This window comes from Kordia antarctica (assembly GCF_009901525.1).
Lineage (GTDB): Bacteria > Bacteroidota > Bacteroidia > Flavobacteriales > Flavobacteriaceae > Kordia > Kordia antarctica.
On record NZ_CP019288.1, the window covers coordinates 1,772,703 to 1,797,777 of the forward strand.

Genomic DNA, 25,075 nt, shown 5'->3' on the forward strand with positions numbered 1-25,075 from the left:
CAAACTTGTACTTTGAAGAGGGAATATACTGTACAAGATTCAAATTTGATTATGAGATGATTAATAAATTCGAGTAGGCATATCATGAATATAATATGCCCGATTGTATGTTGCTTATTGTTCTTCTATAAATGAGAATGTGGCATTTTTATATTGTTCTTTTTCCAAAAACTTAGGTAATTCATCACGCATGAATTCAAAGTTAGCATCTACACCAATTATATTCAACATAAAAAATGGAAAGAGACCTCCAAAAGATACATCTTGCGTTTGCGAACATTCTACCATACCGTTTCCAAGCGGCGTAAATTTCCAAACATTATGCATCCTTTCTAGGCGTACTTTGCCTTCATTATGATCTATTGTATTAGGTACAGCCACAACATCAATGGTTACTACTTTGTTTTCGTCTTGCATTACCGATGTGTTTATGAGTAGTTCTCTAGGCTGAAAAGGTGCTGGGAAATCCAGCGTCCATAATGATATATCGTATTGTCTTATGCTGTCAAAAGGTCTAATAATTTCACATCCGGTACAGTTTGGAAACCATTCTATACAAGTCTTAAGAGTATGATCTTTTAGATGTGGTGCTGCTAATTGACTTAACGTATATTTACCTTTCATTACACCTCTAAACTTTACTACTTTATCTCCAGGTACTTTTAAGGAATATATTTGCACACCATCTTTATCTATTTCTAGTTGCCATTCAGTTGATCCTGAATTTATCCAGTACCAATTGTAAAGGAAAAGGATTCCTATTAGTATTAATGCTCCTTTTCCAATATATTTTAGGATTCTTTTCCATTTTTTAGGCTTTTTTGGTTGGTTATCGTTTTCCATGGTATACACGTTTTGGTTAGATTAAATTTTAATTGTTTTTAGTTAGATTTCGCACTTATAAGTGTTTTTACTCAAGATGTTTCTGATTTTGTTAGATTAAAATAATGAGTCTTGAAAATTACTTTTAGAGTGTATTTAGTCATGCCAGATTTGGCCGTTTATTTATTTTATGATTATTTTTTTAGGTACTTAGCGTAGATTTAATTCTCTGCCAATAAATGACGAGCCAAGTATTTTGCCAAACAAACTAATGTAAGCGTTGGCGGTTTTCTATAGGTATCGGGTAATACGGAACGGTCACAGACATACAGGTTTTTAAATTCTGTTTCTAGATTTTTGTCTACGTGTTCGCTTATATTTAATGCTCCTCCAACACTTGTTGGGCTTAATGGACTTTTTATAATGTGTTTAGCTCCAGCATTTTTTAAAATTTCTATTGCTGCTTCAGTTCCTCTGTCAAGTTTTGACAATACTTCTTGGGATAATGTTTTATGATATTTTCCATTTTCCATAAGTTCTCCTCCCATAGGTTCTTCAACCTTGACGCCAATACCAATGTTATCGGAGAATGAGAAATAGTGTCTCGGTTTGAACATTGCTACCGTTAGAATTTTGTAGAAAAGTTTTTGAACATTCGCGTCTCCCAATGAGATATCATCTTCTAAATGAGTCTGCATTGTCCCTACAAAATTATCTGTCGATTTAAGACCCGGAATTAATCCAAAAATACCCATATTAGGATCAAAATAGAATCCATTTTTTGCTACATTTTTTATACCGCTATTTCTTAAAATCATTGGTGAAGCATGTATCCCAGCGGCAAGTATTATTTTTTCGCCAAATGCCTGATATAGCGTTGACCCAACTGCTCTTACCTTAAATTTATACTCAACACCAATCGCCTTGTTTTTGTCGAAAATTATTTTTGTAACTTCTGCTCTATTGACTAAAGTTGCTCCATCATCGATAGCATCATCTACGAAACTTTTTGCTTTCCATTTTGATTCATAAGAATACCCTGATTTACATTTTGATAGATCAACCAACATTAGTTGTTTTTCCCAAGAATATCCCAATTCTAAAGCACTATCTCGTAATTTAAGAGATTGATTTCCATAAATTTCATCAGGTAGATAGTTAATAGGTAATTCCTTTTTTGCTTCCTCATAATCTTGAGTAAGATCAATTCCTAGTGATGAAAAAGTATCGAAAGGTGGAAGTGCTGCTACTCCAAAATAAAGAGCTGTTGTTCCTCCTGTTGTTAATGCTCTCATGTCTTTTAACTTTTTGCCAACAGAAATTTCATTCATAATTGAAACGATTCCTGACAAAGATTCTTTTAAAAGAACAGTTTTTCCACGTTCAAGAATCAGCACCTTTTTCTTTTGCTTAGCTAACTCCTTCGCTATTGTGGCACCGCAGGTTCCGGAACCAATAATTATAGCGTCGTACTGGTTGTTTTGATTTAGTTCAGTCATAATGGTTTAAGTAGATGACATTAGAGGTATCTAATTTATCAAAAACAGGAAATAGCTTTTGTGGTTGTCTAAAAGCTTGAAAAATATGATGTAGTAAGTCATCTAGCTTCCCGTTGGAAAACTAAATGACTAACTTTATCTTGTTTTTGAAAGATTATTTTTTGGTTGGTTGGTATTGAGTTGAAAATATAGCGTTACTATTTTTTAACTTCTTTTAGAGATGTTCTGTATTCATTCATTTTCTTTTCTCTGTATGCAAAATCTGTCATTGCTCTTTGTGTAAGAAACTCATCATCAATTTGTAAATCAAAATCGGCTGATAATACATCATAATTTGTAATTCGTCGTGCTGTGAGATTAATCATTGCTGATTGTGTAACGATCCAAAAACCATTAATTTTGTCTACTTTTTTAGTAATTAATTGTTTAAAGAGTTTGCCATTGCGATCGTAGAGTTCATCTTTAAGTATCACGAATCGTTCTTTATCAACAAAACTTATGGCTTTGCTATAAAATGTTTTACTTGCTCTTTGCGCTGTTGGAACAGACTCTACTTTCCAAACTGGGCGATTATTTAAGGTCTCTTCTCCAAGAATTTTATATGTATAATCTTTAATTTTTCTTGTCGAAACATCTTCAATTGAGAACTCAGTTCCAAAAACACTTCCCGTTTCTCCACCATCATTCGTTGAAGCAATACGTTTCACTTTACCCAATGCAGGCAAATACAACCAAAAATTATTATCGTCTTGATCTGCTTCTTTCCATACAAGCATGTTAGTGCCTTTGTCAGCGATTGGTAAAATAATCATGTCAAGCGATTTGGCATTTTTCTTTTTAGGTGCAACAAGATAGTCTTTGTGCACACTTTCTACAATAACCACTCTAGGGCTGTTATTACATTTTAATTTTCCTCCAGATATTTCATATCTACAAGAAGTAAATTGAGCTTTCCTGACTGATGAGTTGTAGGTGAAATTTTCCACACTATCTACCTTCACCATAATTTGATTTGCATTTTGGGCATGAGACTCTTCCAAAGATGCAAACAAGCATAAAATTATGAATAGTACAGGTAAGCTTTTTTTAAGTAATTTCATGAATTTCTTTTTTTAAATTAATACTTCTTCTTCTGTTTCTGTTTCTATTAGTTTTACTCCAAATGATAATTTGAAAACAATAATTAGTGCTGGTAAAAAGAATAGATCACATAGTAAACCTACCATAATAGCAAGGAATCCAAATTTCCCCATATTTGAAGTTCCTGTTGCAGCTGCTATAGACATTATTCCAAAACCAAGTCCTAAAACTAGTGATGTAAACATTAATGCCTGACCTGCTTCCTTCATTGTTTCACGCAGTGCTCTTTTTATATTTCCATCTTTTACAACTTCATTACGATACTGAGTAAGAAATGTTACAGTATCATCAACAGATATACCAATTATTATAGGAGCTAGCATCATTGTATAGAAATCTAGTGATACTCCAAGCCAACCTAGTAATCCGAATGTCATAATAGCCGGAAGTAAGTTTGGGAACATTGCTGCCGCTCCTACTTTTACGGAGCCAAAAACCAAAAGAAGTATGATAGAAATAGCTATAAGAGCAATCCCAAAACTTTTCGCTTCGTTTGTTGTAAGATAATCAGCTGTTTGCATAGCAAGTGCAAAAATACCAGTTATAGAAACGGTAGCTTCCGTATAGTCTTTCTTTAATTCACTAACCATGCCAGAAATATCTTTCTGCATGTCTTTGAAAACCTTACTATATTCGTAAGACCCGTAATTATGAAGTGATATTTTAATATTTGCCGCTTGAAAATTATCTCCTACGAGTCTTTTTCTATCATCAGGATTGGCGTTATTAAACATGAAAAGTGTTTGTGAAAGTACTTGTGGATCTTCGGGAATAATAAATTTATCTTCTCTTCCTTCATTTAATTTTTTGTAAGCATCTTTTGCAACATCTGCAATTGAAGAAGTCATTACCACATACTTACTGTATTTTTTTTCAAATTCACGTTGTAAGTTATCTAGAGACTTTAAGACTTTTGGATCTTTAAAAGCATTTTCTTTACCTAAATCAAGGAATACTACCATACTGAAAGCTCCCATCATGTGTTCATCAGCAATTTCCACACTCTGTCTGAATGGGGAATCTTCTGGATATTGATCAAGCATATTGGAATCGACTTTTACTTGTGTAGCTCCATAAATACATATCAGAATAATACTTGTAAACACAACCAATATATGAATAGGTTTTTTCTCTACAAATGGTACTACCTTTACAAGTATTTTCTGCATTCTATTAGCAACATTTGGGAAAAGACCACCAATTTTAGTGAATATTGTTACTTTTGCCTTCTCTGGATTACTCCACGGGCTCCATAAATCTATCAGTATAGGCAGTAAAAAAATTGTGAAGAAAAAGGCTAGAAAAATACCCATAGTAGACATCATCGCAAACGTTTGGATTGGAACTACTGGAGTTATATTTAGCGCAAGAATACCTACTATGTTTGTTGTAGCCGTTAAAAGTAAAGCTGTTCCTGTACTACTATAAATTTTCTGTAACGCAGTTTTATGTTCGACCTTTTTGGTACGCAAAAATGAGTATCCTGACATTATATGCACCGAATCGGCTACACCAACTGTCAAAATAAGTAAGATGGTTAGTATTAAGAACCCAGTAATGGTGAATCCTAGTAAAGCAGAGATTCCAAGTGTCCATATAGTACTCAATATAACAATGACTAACGACCATGAAACCGCTGAAAATTTTCGGAAGAAATACCAAAGTAGTAGTATTATAATTAATACTGCCGCCAAATATAGATTCCCCATTTCTTCAACCATAAGTAAGTCATATTCTGCCGCAGGAGTATTTCCTACTGGATAAAACTCCATATGATCGGCATATTCGGGCTTGCTAAGAATTTCCTTTAAAGCATCATTTAATTTTATGTAATCTCCTTGATCGGTGGGTTTAAAACGAATTGGAGCATCTGTAGCCTCAACTACTTCCATAGTCAAATCGGTATCCATTACTAAATCTCCTACTTTCTCCTCTTTATCATCTATAAGAATCGCTCCAAAATCAGTTTCAATATGAATTCCTCCGTGTGTCATATCTTTTGAAAAATACTGCAATGGAAATTGTTTCTCACTTTTGGCAATTTCCCTGATTTTTTCAAGTTCCTCTTTACTCTTTGGTATTGTTTCTCCTACTAAAGGACTCGCAAACAAAAAGTCGTCTTCAACCGTTAAAACTCTTGCATTCACTAACGTAGTTACTTTTACAATGTGATCTAATGCCGACTCTTCACCTTCTTTTAAACTTTCTCTATAGTTAAGAAGATCGTCCTGAATACCTTTAACTATTTGTAAAGATTTTTCAGAAAACACATCTCCGTCTTTTGGTTTATATACAATGTATACACCATCTTCACTTCCAAACTGAGCATGATACTTATTAAACGCAATCTTTGTAGGATCGTCGTCTCTAATCCATCCTTCGATGGTCATATCCATTTTCAAATTGCCTAGACCATACACTAGAAACGCCGTAGCTGCAATAAAAAGAGATAGATAAAGGAATTTTCTTTTTAGAACCTTTTCTGGGACTTTACCAATAAAGCGCGAGATGGGATTAAGTATATTCTTCATAAAATAAGTTTTAGTGATTTATTTAAGTTAGTTGAGTTATGATTTAATTTTTAATGAATTGAGTTGAATTATTTTTGTATTAATCTTGAATTGTTATGATAACGTTTCCTCTTTTACGTTCGGTATCAACATACCTGTGTGCTTCTACAATTTCACTAAGTGGATACGTTCTGTCAATGATAGGTTTGATTGTATTATTCTCAATAAAACCGATCATAATTGATACATCTGCCTCTTTTATACTAGAAAGCCAATAATTATTTAAAAAAGTTCCGTTTTTCTTTAGGATTTTTTTACATTTTCCTCGGGTCGACTTCATTACGGCGTCATATACAATATCGTATCTTTCAGGTCTGTTTGTAAATTCTTCTTTTGTATAGTCAAGTACTTTATCTGCTCCTAAAGATTTTACTAATTCAAAGTTTTTTTCGCTACAAACCGCCGTAACTGTGGCTCCGTAGTGTTTTGCGAGTTGTATAGCATAGGTTCCTAAACTTCCAGATGCACCATTTATTAATATTTCGTGACCATTTTTTATTTTTGCTTTTTGCAGATTTTTTATGACTGTAAGTGCACCAGATGGTACAGCCGGAGCTTCTTTAAGAGATAAATTACTAGGTAATTTGATAATTACTCCTTTATTCTCTTGAGTTCCATCTTTTACTTTTTCTGGTAAACAACAGTATTCCGCATACGCTCCTAATCTATAACCAGTTAAGCCAAATACTTTATCTCCTTCTTTAAATAATGTTACATTTTTTCCAATTGCTTCAATAACTCCTGAAACTTCTACACCAAGAATCAAGTTTTTTTTGGGTTTAAAAAAGCCGAATATTAATCTTATTACCAAAAACGGAACTGACCTTCTAATTCGTGTATCTCCGAAATGCGCTGTGGTTGCACATATTTTTATGAGTACCTCGTTGTCTTTTGGTGTGGGTTTTTCAACTTCTTTCATTTGAAGAACTTCCGGCGGACCATATTTAGTAACTACAACTGCTTTCATATATGATTCTCGAATTGTTAAGTAATTTAGAACAGTCTATCATTTATAAATTTGTTTTTTGAGATTTCTTTAATAAAGCATTGATCTTTTTAGCAATTTCTATACTTGGCTCTTTGTCCGTTATTGAAAAATGGTTTGCATCAATGTGACTGATTTGTATTTTATTGGAGAATAATTTATTCCAACCATAATCCTGTACTAATTTTTTATAACCTTCCATGTAACCTTTGGTTGCACGAAACAATATGTTATTTACCTTTTCTGATATTTTAGAAGGTTTGTATGCTCTACAAGCAGTATCCATAGTAATAAGAATTTCATATGTATCTTCAAATTGCTTTTTAGGAATCGAAAAACCATTTTTTGTAATAGCTTCATGCAGATAACTAATGCGATCTTTTCCTGACATACTTTTCATTTTGTCCGCATCTAAATGAATTTTTTCTCCTGATGGTGATATAAATTTCTCTTTAAACGCACCAATAATTTCATCAACCATATCAATTACAGGTTGCAAAGGAGACAAACAATCTAAAAAACCTAATAATTCAATTTTTTCACCTTTCTCTAATAAAATTTTAGTCATTTCAAAAGCAATCATTCCTCCATTTGAATAGCCTAATAAACGGTATGGACCTTTTGGTTGTACTTTCTTAATTGCCTCTATATTAGTTTCTGCAATATTTTTAATTGTGATTGCGTCAGATTGGTTAGCTTCCATCGCAAATTCAAGTCCATAAAAAGGCTGATCGTTGCCAAATGCATGCACTAAATGTTGAAAAGCTAGGGTTGTTCCATTACCGCCTTGAGAAACTGCAAAAATAGGTGTTTGCTTTCCTGTTGTTTGTAGTGGAATAAGCACTCTTTCCGCAATCGGTAATTCATCATGTATTGCGCCAGCATTTGCAATCTGTGCACTTTTTGCTTTATGCGCATCTTTAGTTACTGATAAATTAGCAACTTTTTCAGCATATGTTTCGCTTAAATAACGAGCAAGACTATTAATCTCTGTATTATTAAATATAATCGCTGGAGATAATGTCACATGAAGCAAATTCATGGTGTTGGATACAAAAGTTCCTATGTCAATAGAATTTAATCCTAGTTCCATAAAATCTAAATTTTTATCTACATCTTTTGCAGAAATCTTTAGTATAGATGCAATTTCTTGTTGTAAAAACAATTCCATTTTTTCAACAGAACTAAATGAATTTTCATCCTCTTTTGCACCTTCAGCCATGTAAATAAACCATTCTGGCTGTACTGCCTTTTTCATTGTTTCAACTTTAGCAACTACTTTAGGTTCTTTTTGCTTTCCGTTTAATACTGGTTTTGGAGTTGAATTATCATTGCCTGATAGTTCTGCCCAATGTCTGTTATTATAAAATGGATATAATGGTAAAGATGTTGGACGCGCCGTTTTATGTTCCCAAAGTAATTTCCAAGGAACGTCTAAACCTACAATCCATAATCTTGCGAGTTTTTGTAAGCGATCTGCTTGTTTTGTATCCTGAATCAACATTTTTGCCATGTCGTCATTGAAAATTCCTTTTAGTGGACTTTCATCAGTTTGCTTTGCTGATCTGTAGAAAATTCCATCTTTTTCTAATGCAACTTTTCCTTGACTGAGACTGTTTTTTACTGAGTTTAATTTTTTCAATACATCTTGAAAAGAAGACGTTGTAATTGCCAATCGCTCATCCATTGCTTCGCGTCCTAGTTGCAATGTGTAAATGGTGTTGGTAAACGATTTTTCGTCAGCATCTGAAAAATGCGCTATGTAATTGTTGACAGTTTCAATAAGTCTGTCTGTATCTTTTGCTGATAATATAAAAAGTTGTGGTTCTGTTGAAGTTTCTACTTCAGCATCAGCGTTATTCGTATCGTATTCTTCTACTAAAATATGAACATTTACACCTGTATCCGCAAAAGAATTGATTCCTGCTCTAATTAAAGAATGTTCATCTTTTCGAATGGAATCAAAAGGAATTACAGCATCTGCAATGTATAATGGATGATTTTTATTGTCAATATCTATAAAAGCATTTGTTTTGTTTTTTGTAATGGTAGCTGGAAACTTTTTATTATACATTGACAGCGAAAGTTTTATAAGACTTGCCAAACCGTTTACCGATTCAAGATTTCCAATATTTCCTTTTAAACTTCCTAAAGCACAACTTTTTTCTTTTGAATCAACTTTATCAAAAGCTTTTTTGACACCTTCAAATTCAAATGAATCTGCCCATTTTGTAGCATATCCATCAACTTCTATATAGTTCACCGTTTTTGGATCAATAGCAGCATCTTTGTAACAATCGCTTATAACATTGGCAATGGATTCTATGTCAATTTCTTGCATAAATCTAGCTTTCCCTCTGTTATTTTGATTACTATTTTTAATGACACCATAAATTTTATTATTGTCTCTTTCGGCATCCGATACTCTTTTTAAAACCACAGAAGCTGCACCTTCACCACGCGTAAAACCGTTTGCATTGTCGTCAAAAACAGCACAAGTTCCGTTTGGCGATAACATTTCATATTTGGAAAGTGCGATATAATCGTCTGCAAATAAATTTAAAGAAACGCCTCCAACAACAGCAACATCATTTTCTCCGTCTAATAAAGAATGATATGCTCTGTTAATAGCAACAGCAGAACCTGCACAATTCACATTAAACGATTCGCTTGGTCCATTAAAATCATACAAAAACGAAAGTCTGTTTGCCAAATAATAGGTTGGACTAGAAGATGAAAAGACTGGTTTGTTGGCACCAAGTTCTAAACGATCTACATTGTTTCGTAAATAATGCTCATATTCTGAATATTCGTAACTCGCATATACTCCAGTATTTGTTCCTGCTAATTCTTTTGGATTGATTCCTGCATCCTGAAAAGATTTGTATACTTCTTGTAATAGTAAACGTTCCTGCGGATCCATTAGTTTGGCTTCTTCGGCTTCAACTCCGAAAAATTTAGCATCAAAACAATCAGGGTTTTCAATTAATGCTGCCCATTTTGAGTTTGTTTTCCCTTCCGTAGCAACCTCAGCATAATGCTCTTTCCAGTTCCATCTCGTTGCTGGTATTTCGCGCATGCTGTTTTTCTGTTCCATTAAATTATTCCAATACGCACCTGCATTTGGAGCATCTGGAAAGTTACAACTGATTCCTACAATTGCAATATCGCCTGATCCCACGTAAGTTACTGTATCATAATCAGTTGAATGACTGCTATTGTTTTCTACGAATGTATCTTCTTCCTGAGTTTCTTCTCCTACTATATTGTAATGTTGGAGTAACTCGTCCAAATGACTAGAAACTAATGTATCGGCAATATCTTCGATAGAATTAAATTTTCGATAACTTAAATCTATAGAGAATTCTTGACGAATTTTATCTAGAACACTTTCGTTTACTCCACTAGAATCGTTACTTCTATTCGAGCTACTTCTGCGAACTGGCACTTGTTGGCGTTGCTTTGTAGCTTGCTTCACTTCAGTTTCAATTTGTCGTTGCGGAGCTTCTTTTACTTCCTCAATTTTGACAGCCTCAACTTCAACAACAGTGTCACTATTGGCAGCTTTTGTTTGCTCAATAATATCAGCGAGTTCTTTGATGGTGTTTACTTCGGTGAATTGTGCCGGCGTAACGGAAATGTCCATTTCCTTTGACAAATTTGACATCAATTCCATTGCAATGATAGAATCGATACCGAAATTGTCGAAATCAGCATCTACATCTAATTTTTCCAAAGAAATTTTCAGCGTTTTTGAAACTATATTTTTTACCTGCGTTAGTACGTTTGATTCTACCACTTTTCTTGGAGTTATAAATTTTTATTGACTTATTTTTTTCAAATCTCTTAATAGGAGATCTTTTAATTGTTGTAGTTGCGAATTCCCAATGTTGACTTCATTTTTAGGCGCAGTTTTAACTACTGGCTTTGGCATTGCAACGGGAACACTTTCTATTTGAGGTTCTATTTTTGCTTCGTAAAAGAAGTTTTCTTTGATTAAAGTTTTTAAACTTTTCTTAACAGCATCAATAATATTCCGTATGTCTTCTTGATTGTGCGCTGTTGTTAAGAAGCAGTTTCCTTGAATATTGGTTTCAACACCATTCATTCTCATTAAAAGAAACATGAGCGCTTCTGTGATTCCCCAATAACTATCTACAAATCGGAAGCGGAATAGCGAACCAAAAATGTCAATGGTAATTGGCAAATTGTTTTCTATAAAAAACTGATTGAGCTCTTCAACCATTCGCATGGTTTTGATATTTAGCTTACAATAAAGACATTCACAATCATTAGAAAAATAATTGCAATTTTTGCTAACTTCCATTCTTCGCTTTATCTCGCTCATTGTCGCATAAGAAGCTGCTATTTTCAGTGGATTTTGTGAATGTGTTCCTCCCATTCCTACTCTTTTTGATTTCGGCATAGAATCGTCTTCAAATTCCCAAGTTCCGCCATCAATTAAATCCATGTATTTTTTTGAACCTGCAACTAAACCAGTTGGCAAACCACCTCCAGGAATTTTTCCGTAAGTAGATATGTCTGGTGTAATGTTAAAAACGCCTTGCGCACCTTTAGGAGTTACTCTGAAACCTGTAATCATTTCGTCAAAAATTAGCGGAATGTCCTTTTCTATAGTAAGGTTTCGCAATTCATTCAAAAACTTGACAGGCTTGTTGTATATGTGTCTTGATTGTACTGGTTCTACTAAAACACCAGCAATTTCATCGGCTTGCGCCTCAATAATATCCAGCGATTCTTTGTCTCCATATTTTAATACGATGATTTGATCTGCAAATTCTTGAAGCATTCCAGGTCCGGCGGCTAAACTTTCTCCTTGCATACCTCTCATGACCATCACTACATCAGATAATCCGTGATACGCTCCATCAAAAAGTACTATTTTCTTTCGGTTCGTTGCAGCTCTCGCCATTCTGGTAGCAACTACTACTGCTTCTGTTCCCGATTGTGTAAATAGTACACGATCATGACCTGTGAGCTCACTAATAAGTTTTGTTACATTATGAATTGTTTCAGAATATCCTGTTAATGGAATACCTCTGTCAAGTGCCGCTTTTACAGCATCAACCATAAAAGTTGGTTTATGTCCAAATATATTTACGCCCATATCTCCTGAGATATCAATATATTTATTTCCATCAATATCATGAATGTATGCACCATCTGCTTTCTCATACGTAACTTGAAAGTGCATTTGTTTTAGTTCTTTAATGAGATGAAAGTTTCTTCTTTGATCTACAAAATGGTAATGGTTTTTTGGAATGTTTTGTTTCGATTTATATACAAACTTCTCATACGATTCCGTAAGCTTTTCGATAAATGATCTGTGTGAATCTTCTAAATCTCTTTGATCTAAAGGCTTGAGTCTTTTTGACGAAGTAGCTCCGCCTGAAGTATCCATTAATTTAGACTTAATCTTTGAGATGAGTTCTAGTTTGTCACTTTCAGATAAACCATCAAAGATTCGCATGGCTTCTGCCTTTTCTATTTTTTTTGATAGAATTTTTTCTGCTATTTCATTATCTAATGTTTGCATATGCGTAGTATTTAATGAATTTGGTCACCAGCAAAAAAGCTTGCTGTGAGTTATGAGTATTTGGTTGTTATTTTTGAGTTTGATTTGATCCTTTTCTTAAAACTGTACTAGCAATTTAAAAGCTAAGTGTTGTTGATCTCGGTATTGGTAAAAAGCACTTTCTTCTTTTCTTGCAATAGGGATAATTGCATCCAGTGATACCGTCATGTTGTCGTTTAGTTTATAAGCTCCCGAAAGCAAGTTGAAAAAAGTAGTATTTGGACCATTAAACATGGATATATAGTTTAATGATAGGTTATTTTTTATCAGTGTTTTGGTGACGATCACAAAAGCTGTGTAATCATTTTTAGCAATGCCTGCAATTTCATCAGTCCAATTGATTACATGATTGTTTACCAATTCTAAACCAAATGTCGTGGTACTATTTGGAGCATATTCAAAACCTAGTGTTGCATCAAAAGCATTGCGTTCTATTAATTGAAGGTCGGTGGTAGTATATGTTCTAGGAAACTTTATGGCAGCTTCTCCTTTTATTAGAAGATTCCCAACCGCATAATTGAAAGTTGAACCTATGGTAGTATAGCGTGTTTTACTTGATAGAATTAAGTCGGAATTTACTTGTCGTTGTGCTAAGTTATTATCGATTAGATTCGTAATTATGACGCTTACATCACTTTTTCCAAACGTCTTTTTCCAACGCAATCCGTATTCAAAATCATTTCCACCTTGATCTTCTTCTTCAACTGTAACGTTTAATCCTTCATAAGGATCTACATAAAATCGTGTACCTTCTTTCGGAAGCTCATTGAACCTGGCATCTGGCACAAAAAATGCGCTCCAATTCCCAATAGTTGAATAGAGATTTACAGCAACCATAAACTGTCCAAGTCGCAACTCGTCAATATTCAAGTTTAAAGGATCGCGAAAATCAAACGGATTTATTTCGTCAGTAACAGCCGCAAAATCCGATTCTCCCCAAGCTAGTGTTTGAATTCCTACTTTTATACTACTTTGCTTGAAGCTGTATTGCACGAAAGCATTCCGAGTTATGGAACCAAAAGCAAGTTTAGTTTCATTGGCTTCATCATTAGAAAAGTAGTTTAAATTTCGGCTTCTACTATCTCCTCCCAGAAAAGCGAATACTTTTGTATCTAACTGAACAAATAAGTTATTGAATAAAAATTTTGAATATTCTAAACGAAAAGCAACCCTATTTTTTATAACTTCTGTAGGATCGGTAAAATCATACGTGAATTCATACCCAATACCTAATCGCATCGGACTGAAGATATATTCTTTCCAAAAGGATTTTTTGGATTCAGTTTGATCTTCAGTATTTACTGTATCTGAAGTCTGCTCACTATCAGTACCTAACATGTCAATGTTTAACATATCAACTCCAATAGGTTCATTTTTAGGAATTGAATCCTTCGTTTTTACAGGCTCAGTTGGTGTTTGAGCAACTAGTTGTCCACAAAGAGTGAAACAGATTAGAATAAGGATAAATGATTTTATCATTTTAAACTCCATTTTTAGCATATTATATTTTGAATTTTTTATTTGGGTTTGATACATTATGTAACATCCTATTAGTTGCGATGACTAAAATCTTCGCCTAATAGTCTTTGAAATTCATCATTTATACTTTCTGATGATTTACCTGGTGAACCGTTGGGAATTAGATCGTAAAAAGATTCTAAATACTGCTCCAATTCATGAGATTCAAATTTGTTAGTTGTTCCATTATTTTCCTCAACAAACGTTATTGATTTTAATGAGATACAAATTTCTCCTTTAGCGTTGATGAGATCAATGTCTAATTCGATATGATTTTCATCTTCACTGTTACTTCTTGAATGACGAACCCAAATGTACATTTCGTTCTCGCATGGAGCTACTATTTTTAGTCTCTCCAGTTTCGCTGGTAATGGCGATTTGTCTTTGTAATGATCCGCATGAATCATAAGACCCGAAGCGTGCAAAGCAACTTCAATTATTGCTGGATTTAAAATATAATCGGTGGTGTCGTTTTGTAATTCAGTAGGCAATACCAACTGCATTAAAAACTGTTTGTGTCCTTTTGATGCAAATTTTATTTCTGGATAACTATAACCATTCAACCCATTTTCAATAAACGTTTTGAATAGTTCTTCATAGTTTGTCTTTCCAGTATTTAATTGATTTTTGAGTAATTCAATATCTATTTGCTGTAATTTAGTTTGTGCGTCAAGTATAGCTTTTCCATCAAAATGGACAACTTCTTCTCCTTCTTCAGAACTGAAAGCTTCAAACAGTATATTGTTTTCATCTTCTTCATATAATGCCAAAGAAATGGAAGTGTCTTTGTTCGCTAAAAATGGACTAGACCAATTCATGTTTTTAAACTCCAACGCGGTAAATTCTAGTTTGGAAAAAGCAGCATGTGTTACAGCTACATTTGCCATTTCTAAAAACGCGCCCGCAGCTAGTTTTTTCTTTCCAGACACTTTATCATCCGTAAGGAAAAATTCATTTTCATTGAACGATGAAGTATATGCTTGTTGTTTTAAAACTGAAGTGTTTGTATGTAATAATGGATGAATTACTGCAGTTGTTTTACCTCTTGAAGCATTAGGATCAAATTCAAACCAGTAACGCTCTTTGGCAAATGGATATGTTGGAATGTTTATTCTTTTTGGTTTCGCTTCTCCATAAATACGATTCCAATCAAAATCAAAACCTTCAACCCAAGCTTTCAGCATTTCTTCATAGCTGTAATTCACAATCCATGCATCTATGGAAGTTTCGTGTGAACCGTGTAAACTTTCTAACTCCGCTTTCTCTTTTTTACTTTTAATTTTTCCTTGATAAATGTTTTCAATGTCGTTTCCTGCAATGTAATCACTAAGCAATTGCTTTAGCTCAGAAAGTGAGTTTACAGCAAATCCGAGTCGCTGCGTCATTGCATCTCTTCCTATTTGTAATGTGTATGTTAAATTTAGAAGGTCTACTTCATAGTTATCCACATGTCTTAAAATAGATTCTGCATATACTTTAAGTCTCTCAGTATTTTTAGCCGAAAGCGTAAACATGAATGGTTTTTGAAATTCAATTTTTTCTTCCTTTTTGGAAGGAATATATTCTTCAATAACCACGTGTGCATTGGCTCCACCAAATCCGAAAGAGCTAATCCCAGCTCTACGCGGAAATTCTTTTCCGTCGGCTCCAGTTATTCGTTTCCAGTCGGTAGTTTTGTCAACCACATAAAATGGAGTTCCGGCAAAATTTATATGAGGATTTAAGTTTTCAAAGTGTAATGAAGCAGGAATTTGTTTATGCTTCATGGCAAGTACTGCTTTTAAGAAACTTGAAATACCTGCGGCAGTTTCTAAGTGACCAATATTTGTTTTTACAGAACTTAACCCAATATGCGGTGTGCTAGGAATAGTTTTGTTATGTTTTTGATATAATTCTTTAAATGATTTAGCCAAGGCTCTCACTTCTATTGGATCTCCTAAACTGGTTCCAGTTCCGTGACATTCAATATATCCTACCGTAGCTGGATCAATTTCTGCTTTTTCATACGCTTCTACAATAAGTTCAGCTTGTGCATTTGGATTTGGTGCTGTTAGCATTGCAGCTCTACCTCCATGATTTTCAGCAGTAGATTTTATAACTGCATAAATTTGATCATTGTCTTCTTCCGCTTGTGCCAACGTTTTAAGGAAAACTGCTCCTGAACCTTCACCTCTAACGTATCCGCTTGCGCTTTCGTCAAACGTTTTACATTTACCATCGGTACTTAACATTCCTGCCATTCCGAATGAAATATGTGCGGCTGGCGTCATCATTAATTGTACGCCACCAACAATTGCCATGTCGCTACTTCCTGTGTGAATAGATTCAACAGCGCGATGAATTGCAATTAAAGAACTTGAACATGCTGTATCAATTGGCGCACTTGGTCCACGTAAGTTTAGTAAGAATGAAATTCTATTTACCAACATACAATGTGAGTTACCAGATGCTGTATATCCGTCAAGTTCAACTTGTAGTGTATTCATTAAATCTGCATAATCATGTACAGCAACACCAACAAATAATCCAGTTTTTGTACCTGAAAGATCAGAAATTTTATATCCAGAATCTTCAATGGTACTCCAAACTGTTTCTAGAAAGACTCTTTGTTGTGGATCCATCATTTCTGCTTCACGTGGTGAGATTCCGAAAAATAGTGGATCAAATTTGTCTGCATCATCAATAAAACCTCCCCATTTTGAGTTTGTTTTGTTTACTTCCGTGATTGGATCTCCGTCATAATCTTCCCAAATCCATCTATCGCGCGGAATGACCGAAATCATATTTTCGCCATTTTTCAGATTTTCCCAATATTCAACCATATCGCGTGATTTTGGCATTACGCCGCCAATTCCTACGATTGCTATTGGACAGTCTATAAAACGAGATGCAACTGATAAACCTCCACTTTGAGCAGGTTGATTGTTTGTGTTTTGAGTAGCTTGACCAGCATTCCATCCTTTGTTTATTCCTGTAAATGTTGGAGCAGCTTCAGGTGTAGCTTTCGTTTCTGTTGTTACTTTTGCCGTTGGTTCCGCTGACTTAGTGGTTCCGCCACCAGCTAAATTATAGGTTTTAGTTACAGCTTCATTGTGTTCCGTAGCAAGGTATTTTGTAATCTCTCTAATAGAAGGATATTCAAAGAATAATACTGGTGTAATATCGGTTAAACCGTATTTATCATTCAATGCATTTGCATAGGTTGCCAATCCGATAGAATCGAATCCAATGTCTAGTAATATTTTATCTATCGAGACATCGTCTTCTTCTAACTTTAAAAAGTCCATTGCAATTTTGATCAATTCTTTTTGAATCAATTTGCTAACTTCTTCATTGTCTCCACCACTTGAAGAAGAATCGGCAGCGTCATTCGTAGCTGTTGCTTCTACTGCTTCAACTGCTTTTTTACGAATTCCCCATGCAATTTCCATTCGTTCTTGCATACCTTCCACAACTACAATTTGTGTTTGTTCTGAAAGTAATCCTTTTGTGAATGTGCCAATTCCTACAGCAGTACTTAATGGACGGATTCCTAAACTGTTTTTGAAGAATGCTTCCATTTGCGTATCAAGCTTCATTCCTCCACTTGCCCAAATTGACCAGTTTAAACTTAACGATTTCCCTGATCTTTCTCCTTTTGCTTCAAGCGCAGTACGTCTTTTCATGTACGTATCCATAAAATGGTTTGCATAGGAATAATCACTTTGTCCCATGTTTCCACCAACGGCTGCCATGGAAGAGAATGTAACGAAAAAGTCGAGTTTGTCATTTTTGGTTAATTCATCTAAGTAGAAAGCTCCATATATTTTTGGTGCAAAAACCGCACTCATTTCTTCTCTGGTTTTACTCCTCACATTGGAATCTCGTAAGACACCAGCACTGTGAATAATCCCATCAATGGTTCCGAATTTTTTCTTGCCTTCGGTTACTAGTTTCGTTACTTCTTCAAGTTTTGAAACATCTGTTGGCAGGTATAGAACTTCCGCTCCTAAGGCTTCTAGTTCATTTATTTGGATTGATTTCTCTTCAGATAGTTTTGATCTACCGGTTAATATTAATCTTGCTTTGCATTCTTTTGCTAAGTATTCTGCAAAGATGAATCCTAAACCTCCAACTCCTCCAGTAATAAGATAAACTCCCTTTTCTTTGAGTGCTTGTTGTGAGATTGCCGATTTTTCATCATTCCAATTTTGTATGTTTTTTAGTTTTCTAACAAAACGTTGTTCTTTTTGGTACCGAACCGCTAAATCTTCAATAGTGTCTGTATGTAATTCTGACACGAACATTTTTACAATATCAGTTGGAGTATCATTGTTTTGAATTTCTACCGTTTTACACATAATGTTAGATTGCTCTAAGTGTAAACTTTTTATGAAACCACTAACCGCTTCATTGTGAGGCTGATATTCGTTTTCAATTCCGTTGAATAAATATACTACTTGAAATTTTGTATCAGATTTTAGATGGATGAGTGACTGACATACGTAGAGGAACGAATAAATTCCTGTGTCTAACGATTCATTTAAGAAAGCTTCTTCTTCCTGAAAAGGAGATTTAGACCAAGCATAACAGATTTTACCAAACGTATTTCCTTGTTTATGGATTGCTTCTAAAAGCTGAATGTAATCGTCTTTATTCTCAGGATTTATTGTGTATTTGTTCTCTCCAGAAGCTTTAAAAGCTTTTCCAGCTTGTATGAGAATTATATTTTTTCCTGAATCTTTTTGGTATGCATTGTATAGTTTTTCGTCAGTATCAAAAAGTAAGATACTATGTTGAGTGTTAGCTTCTGCTTGAGGTATTGTAACCTGAGATTCTTCCCAAAGATTGGTATAATAAAGGTCTTCAAATTCATCAACTTCAGCTGTAATTCCTGCTTCTGGACTGCCCGCAGGCTTTTCGTGAATGTCCGTTAGCGGGATTCCAATAGACTCGTTTATTTTGACTAAAATTTTTCCGTCTTCATCTGTAATTATAAGATTTGCTTTGGATAGTTTTGATTTTGGATCATCTACTTTTTGAATGTAACTGTAACAGTTTGTTGTTAACGGATGAAGTATCACTACTTCTCCAAATGAATATGGAACAACCATTCCGCCAGAATCATCCGTAGCAGCTAATAAGTGAGACGCCATTACTGTTTGTCCAGCGCCATCTAATAATGAAGGATGTAATATGAAATCTTGAAAATCGTCTAAACAAACATCTGGAACTTTCATGATTCCAAACATTTCATCGTCATTTTTAAACACTTCTTGAAGCACTTGAAAACTTGGTCCTAAACCTAAGCCTAATTTGCCAAATATAGGATACGCATCTTTTCCGTCACCTACTTTTGTACAACGCGCCTGAATTGCTTTGATGTCAATATATTCAGGTATTACTTCCTCAGTTTCATCTGTAACATACGCTATTCTACCTTGCGAATGCAATTGTTTTACGCCTTCTACATTTTTTCCAAAGATTTCAAATTTTACTTCTACAGCTTGCGGAATCAACTCAATCCAAATGTCTACTGGTTTTGAATCTGTAACCGTAATTGGATTTAACCAAACAATATTTTTAATGGCTTTTACTTTTCTTCCAGCAGCTAATTCACCCGCTTTTCTAGCAAAGTCAAGATACGCAACTCCAGGTAAGGTTGGAATGTCTGAAACTAAGTGATCGTATATAAAGAATTCTGTATCATTGAACGTTTTTTTGAAAATTTGGCGTTCAAAGGTAGATTCGTTTGCATCAATTAATGGATGATCTATTGTGGAAGCGGCTAATACAGTTCCGTTTTCGCTGGTTTCTACCCAATGGCGTTTGTCAGCGAATGGATAGGTTGGCAAGGAAACTCTTTTTCCTGCTTTCGCTGAATTTAAATCTTGCCAGTCGTTGACAATTCCTTCAATCCATAACTGACCTAATTTTTGAAGATTTCCGCTTTTAGCGATCAATTCCACAAAAGATTTTTTTTCGCTTTTGCTTAAAAGCCTTGCAATGTTTCCAACTTTTTCAACAACGCCTTTTAGCGTATTCGCATCGTTTTTATCCTCAATAAATAACCCAAGTTTTTCAATTAATTCTTGTTTTGTTGCAGCTATTATTACTAATCTGTGTTCAAAAGATTTTCTACCGACACGAAGTGTGTGACCAATGTCGTTTATGTGTACTTGTGATGATTCTTTTAAAGATACATCGTGTTCTAAAAATTTAAGTAATCTAGTAGCAGTTTCAATCAATCTGTCTTTTTTCAACGCAGATAACGGAAATATTTGATAGGTTGGTGCTTCTTCTACAGCTACATTTTTATTTTCATTTTCATACGATTCTATGATTACGTGTGCATTTGCGCCACCTGCTCCAAATGAACTAATTCCTGCTCTTAACGGAAATTGGACACCATCAATTGTTTTAGGTTTCCAATCTTTAAATTCTTGCTCTACATAAAATGGAGAGTTTGTGAAATCGATAAATTCATTTAATTCCGCAGAGTGTAATGAAGGTACGAGCTTTTTATGTCTCATCTGCAATAGCACCTTGTGAATACCTACAACACCTGCGGCAGCTTCTAAGTGTCCTATATTTGTCTTTACAGAACCTACTGCACAGGTTTGATTTTCTACAGAATATTTCTTGAAAGCATTTTGTAATCCAGCTATTTCAATAGGATCTCCTAATTCTGTACCTGTTCCGTGCGCTTCAATATATCCTACAGTTCTAGCGTCAACTTTTCCTTTTTCTAATGCAGTTCCTATTAGATTTCCTTGTGCTTTTGGATCTGGCACCATGTATCCACTTGTGCGTCCGCCATGATTGACAGCTACACTTTTGATGACTCCATGAATATGATCGCCATCTTCTATTGCTTGTTTTAGTGGTTTTATGAAAATAGTTCCTACACCTTCACCAGCAACATATCCGTTGGCTCCTTTTCCAAACGTACGACATACACCATCTGGCGAAAGCGCGCCTCCAAAGGAATTTATATCAAATTTACTTGCGTGTAAGTCTAAGTTGACTCCACCAACAATTGCACCTGAACATTCTCCGTTATAGATAGCTTCACACGCTAAATACAACGCTGTCATACTTGAAGAACACGCTGTATCTACAGATAAACTTGGCCCTGATAAGTTGAGACAGTATGAAATTCGGTTGGCAACGCTCCATAAAAATGAATTTGGATTTACATCCTTGCCAACTAACTTTTCTTCTGCGCCAATCATTTGGTACATCGTCCATACTGCGCCAACAAATACACCAATATTTTTGGGTGTGTTTTCTGGAGTTAGTATTTCTGGATAATATCCTGCATCTTCAATAGATTCCCAAGCAGTTTCTAGTAAGAGTCTTTCTTGCGGATCAAACATTTCGGCAACTGCTGGCGAAATATTGAAGAACATAGAATCAAATTTGTCTACATCTGAAAGAAAACCTCCACGATATTTTTTAGAGAATTTAGTTGTTTTTCGCTGTTTTAAACGCTCTTCTGGAATGGTTTCTACACAATCTTTTCCTTGTATAAGATTGTCCCATAATTCATCTAAATTTTTTGCTTTCGGATATCTTCCAGACATTCCCACAATAGCAATGTCTTCTATTTGATATTTCCTATCGGTTGAAGTCGCTTGTTTTTGAGTCGCTTCTTTTGCTGTACTATTATTAGTTGTAGTTGTGACATTTACATGTTCAGCTACAGCCGTTGTGTTTTGATCTGGAATCGGAACAATATTTTTTGACACATTGTGATATTGTTTTAATGTGTACGTTGCGTTAATGGTTCCATATGCTTCCGTATTGCCTTGTAATAGCAATTCAGGAATATTTTCCATGTTTTTAAATAACTGAATTAGTTTATTAGCTATTTCAGTTGCTTCTTTTTGTTCGATACCAACATGAATTGCCAAACGAACTACGTCGTTTATTGCGCTATTTTTCTGCATTCCTGCATTGTGCGCGCCTCCACGGATTCCTGTGTTAAGAAACATCCAAGCATTGAAAGATGTCACCGGATTTTCGAACGATTTGAATTCAGGAATTTGTTTTACATCAATTAGTATACAATGCGTTCCTACAGGTTTGAAAATAGGAATTCCATGTTTACTTACTGCATCATGGATTAGTTTTACATTTTCTATTCTATTGGTAATTCGTCTTTCTAGTATGTTTTTGTTTTCGAATGAAATTGCGATGAGCTTTTTATCAATAATATCAAGTCCAATGCCTTCATCTTCAATGACATCTTGAACTTTATTATAAAGTGCTTCATCATTTGTAGCAATGATTCCTCCTTTGTTTATACAGAAATCTTTTGGTAAACTTGCCCAAACCGCATCTGCACAAGAATATATGTTTCTAGCAACTTCCCAAATGGTTTTCCCTGCATATTCTTTTTCATTTTCTATGATGAATTTAGCATTTTCCAATACTCTAGTTCCGTCCATAACGAGCGGAATTGAATATTTAGAGAGTAGTTTTTTCACTTCTTTTAAATGCTGAATTGATACAGGAGCTCCGCCAGCGGCATTGTTCGATATTTCTATTGCTACAAAACTTATGGATTTGTGTTCTTTTTCTATTTCTTTTTCAAGAGCTTCCCAGTGTAGGTTTCCTTTGAATAGTTCTTCTGAATTGAGTTTGAATACTTCAGTATGAGGAATTTCTTTAGGCGAAAAACCATTTTCAATTTCATGATAAATAGTCGTCGCAAATAGTAAATTTTGTACTGCAATTCCTTTTTTATTCCATGATTTGAAGAATGCTTTTTCAGCATTTCGACCTGAAGACGTTATACTTATATGGGAAAACGGAAATACACTTTGTAAACTTTCATTGATGTTTACCGTTTTGTAGAGTTGTGAGTGTAAGAAGTTTAAATGCGCATCAATTACAGGCGATTCCAATTGTGCCCACGAATCCGTTTTTAAATCGTGTGCTACTTTAGTACTTGGAATGTTTAGCGGATTGAAATTAAATTCAGCTAAGGTTAATGAACGTTCATTTTCCTCAATCATTACTGCTGTGTTTTCGGTAGGTACGTGAATTTTTTCAGCTTTTGTTTCTACTGAAATATTCGTAGTTATTGCTGTTTCTGTTTTCGCTACTTCTTCATTTTTGTCTGTGGTTACAGCTATTTCTAAGGAAAGCTTTGTGTATGTACTTCCTTTTTCTTCCGCTTCAACTTCCATTTTAGAAGGATCTGCAATCATCATGATGATGTCTGTAACATTGTCGGCATTGCTAATTGCTTTTGGTCTACAGATGAAGATAGTTTGATGACTTGGACGAAATTTATTTTTGAATTGTAAGTTGCCTTCGTCATTAAATATTTTATTGTCTCTTAGAAAGTTTAATGTCTTGTCCAATTCAGGATCTGCATTTTCTGACTCTTCCATTTTACAACCATACGTTCCTCCTAGACTTAGCATGTTAGAACCTTCGGATGCCAAGATTTCCATCATTTTTACAATTCCGTATTCTAATCCGCCTAAAAGCATGCTACTTGGATAAAATTCCAAATCCATCAAATATCCGTTTATCTCAGATGACAATGGTGAAATTAGAATCGCATTTTGCAGTACATTATCTAAATACGTCAAGAAAAGTCTGTGTTCCGTACTTAACTTCCCTACTAATATTTCCTGTTTTACAATATGAATGAGCGGATTAACCATTGTTCTTGGCGCACACCATTCGTCAATTAATGTTGCTATATTTTTATCTGTTTCTTTGTCAGTTCCGTTAATATATTCTACGGTTTTGCATTCTCCTGCATTTTCAAATTTTGAAACTTGATATCTTAAGCGACGCATTTTACTGCCTTCAAGTGAAAAATTCTTTATATTTTCTATTCTTGAAATAATACCAAATGGAGTTGCGTAGTAGGGGTTTTCTCCAATAGATTCAATAGCATGATCGGATAATATGGTGATTTCAAAACCGCTGTCTTCGCAATATTGAGAAATTTCTTCTGCAATCGTAGAAAGGTAAGAAGCTGGTCCTGTATAACCATATACTAAAATGATATTGTTACTTTTACTGTAATTTAAATATCCTTTCTTTTCACTTCCAATAAATAGTAATGGTGCTATGTTTCTTGTTCCTCTTGAAGCCGAACTTTCATTTTTATATTGATTGAAAGTAGTTTGATACCAATCTTTTAATTCAGGATGAATCATCGCTTCTTTTTCTGAAATAATGATAGGATTTCGTACCGATTTACTTTTTGGTTCGTTGTTACTTACTTTCTGCTCAGGTTTAATTGTAGTGTTAGTTACCTCAGCTGGTTGCGTTGCAATTTTTACGGAATTACTTTCTGGTTGGCTAACTTTCGTTTCTTCCTGAGTAATTTCTACGGAAGTGTTAGCCGATTGAATAGTAGGTTTCCCAATAAATTTCTGATCAGCAAATTTTGCGTTTAGTATTTCTTCATAATTTTCAACAAAATGATTGCTTAAATCACTAATGTTAAAATTTTCAAATAGTAACGTTTTTGGCAAAGTGCCAAATACTTCTTCCAATTTCTTAATGATTTGCAGGATACGAAATGAGTCAATTCCCAACTCTAAAAAAGGAGTTGATGAATCATTAGTAGTGATCGTTAAGTCTGCAACTTCAGACATTATTGAGCACAAATATGATTCCGTAGATTCTAGTAGTATTTCTTTTTGATTCATTTCTTTCAATTATGAATAAATGATATTGATATATGTTTTGTTATTTGAAACATCTGGATTTTATGAATTATCGCAAAAATTATTTTCAACCTTTTAAGAGATATTACTGACAATAGAATTGTATGGAATACTCCTAAATTTGTAGTGTGAAAATAAAATTTTGTTAATTTACCAGTATAGTAAAGACACGCCTAAAGTTTAGGTTTGTTCTCTACATCTTATAATTTTTTATACTTTTAAGGAATGAGAATGGGGGAAGTTTCGAATAATTTCTTATTGAA

Annotated in this window: 9 protein-coding genes; all 9 read right to left on the minus strand. The window is 34.4% G+C overall.

Annotated elements, in window-relative coordinates; all coding sequences use genetic code 11:
- Positions 1-114 precede the first annotated feature (114 nt).
- The 9 genes from IMCC3317_RS07060 to IMCC3317_RS07100 all read right to left on the minus strand — a co-directional run bounded on the left by IMCC3317_RS07060 (position 115) and on the right by IMCC3317_RS07100 (position 24,794).
- Positions 115-843 carry an SRPBCC family protein gene (locus tag IMCC3317_RS07060; RefSeq protein WP_160128829.1) on the minus strand — a complete coding sequence of 243 codons (729 nt, stop codon included), beginning with the start codon at positions 841-843 and terminating at the stop codon, positions 115-117.
- A 200-nt stretch (positions 844-1,043) separates the two neighbouring features.
- Positions 1,044-2,321: a GMC family oxidoreductase N-terminal domain-containing protein gene (locus IMCC3317_RS07065; RefSeq protein WP_160128830.1), complete on the minus strand. Its 1,278-nt coding sequence runs from the start codon at positions 2,319-2,321 to the stop codon at positions 1,044-1,046.
- A 197-nt stretch (positions 2,322-2,518) separates the two neighbouring features.
- The gene (locus IMCC3317_RS07070; protein ID WP_160128831.1) at positions 2,519-3,421 is read right to left on the minus strand and encodes an outer membrane lipoprotein-sorting protein; all 903 of its coding nucleotides are present in this window, start codon (positions 3,419-3,421) and stop codon (positions 2,519-2,521) included.
- A gap of 12 nt (positions 3,422-3,433) precedes the next feature.
- Entirely contained in the window at positions 3,434-5,992 is a 2,559-nt protein-coding gene (locus IMCC3317_RS07075; protein ID WP_160128832.1) for an efflux RND transporter permease subunit, read from the minus strand.
- A gap of 79 nt (positions 5,993-6,071) precedes the next feature.
- Positions 6,072-6,998 carry an NAD(P)-dependent alcohol dehydrogenase gene (locus IMCC3317_RS07080; protein ID WP_160128833.1) on the minus strand — a complete coding sequence of 309 codons (927 nt, stop codon included), beginning with the start codon at positions 6,996-6,998 and terminating at the stop codon, positions 6,072-6,074.
- 43 nt (positions 6,999-7,041) lie between these two features.
- Entirely contained in the window at positions 7,042-10,815 is a 3,774-nt protein-coding gene (locus IMCC3317_RS07085) for a beta-ketoacyl synthase N-terminal-like domain-containing protein (RefSeq protein WP_228054975.1), read from the minus strand.
- A gap of 21 nt (positions 10,816-10,836) precedes the next feature.
- Complete coding sequence (locus IMCC3317_RS07090) at positions 10,837-12,573, minus strand: aspartate aminotransferase family protein (RefSeq protein ID WP_160128835.1); 1,737 nt, start codon at positions 12,571-12,573, stop codon at positions 10,837-10,839.
- A gap of 96 nt (positions 12,574-12,669) precedes the next feature.
- Positions 12,670-14,091, minus strand: a complete 1,422-nt coding sequence (locus tag IMCC3317_RS07095) for a DUF1302 family protein (RefSeq protein WP_160128836.1) — start codon at positions 14,089-14,091, stop codon at positions 12,670-12,672.
- A 71-nt stretch (positions 14,092-14,162) separates the two neighbouring features.
- Positions 14,163-24,794 (minus strand): SDR family NAD(P)-dependent oxidoreductase, encoded by a 10,632-nt coding sequence (locus tag IMCC3317_RS07100; RefSeq protein ID WP_160128837.1) that lies wholly within the window; start codon positions 24,792-24,794, stop codon positions 14,163-14,165.
- Positions 24,795-25,075 lie beyond the last annotated feature (281 nt).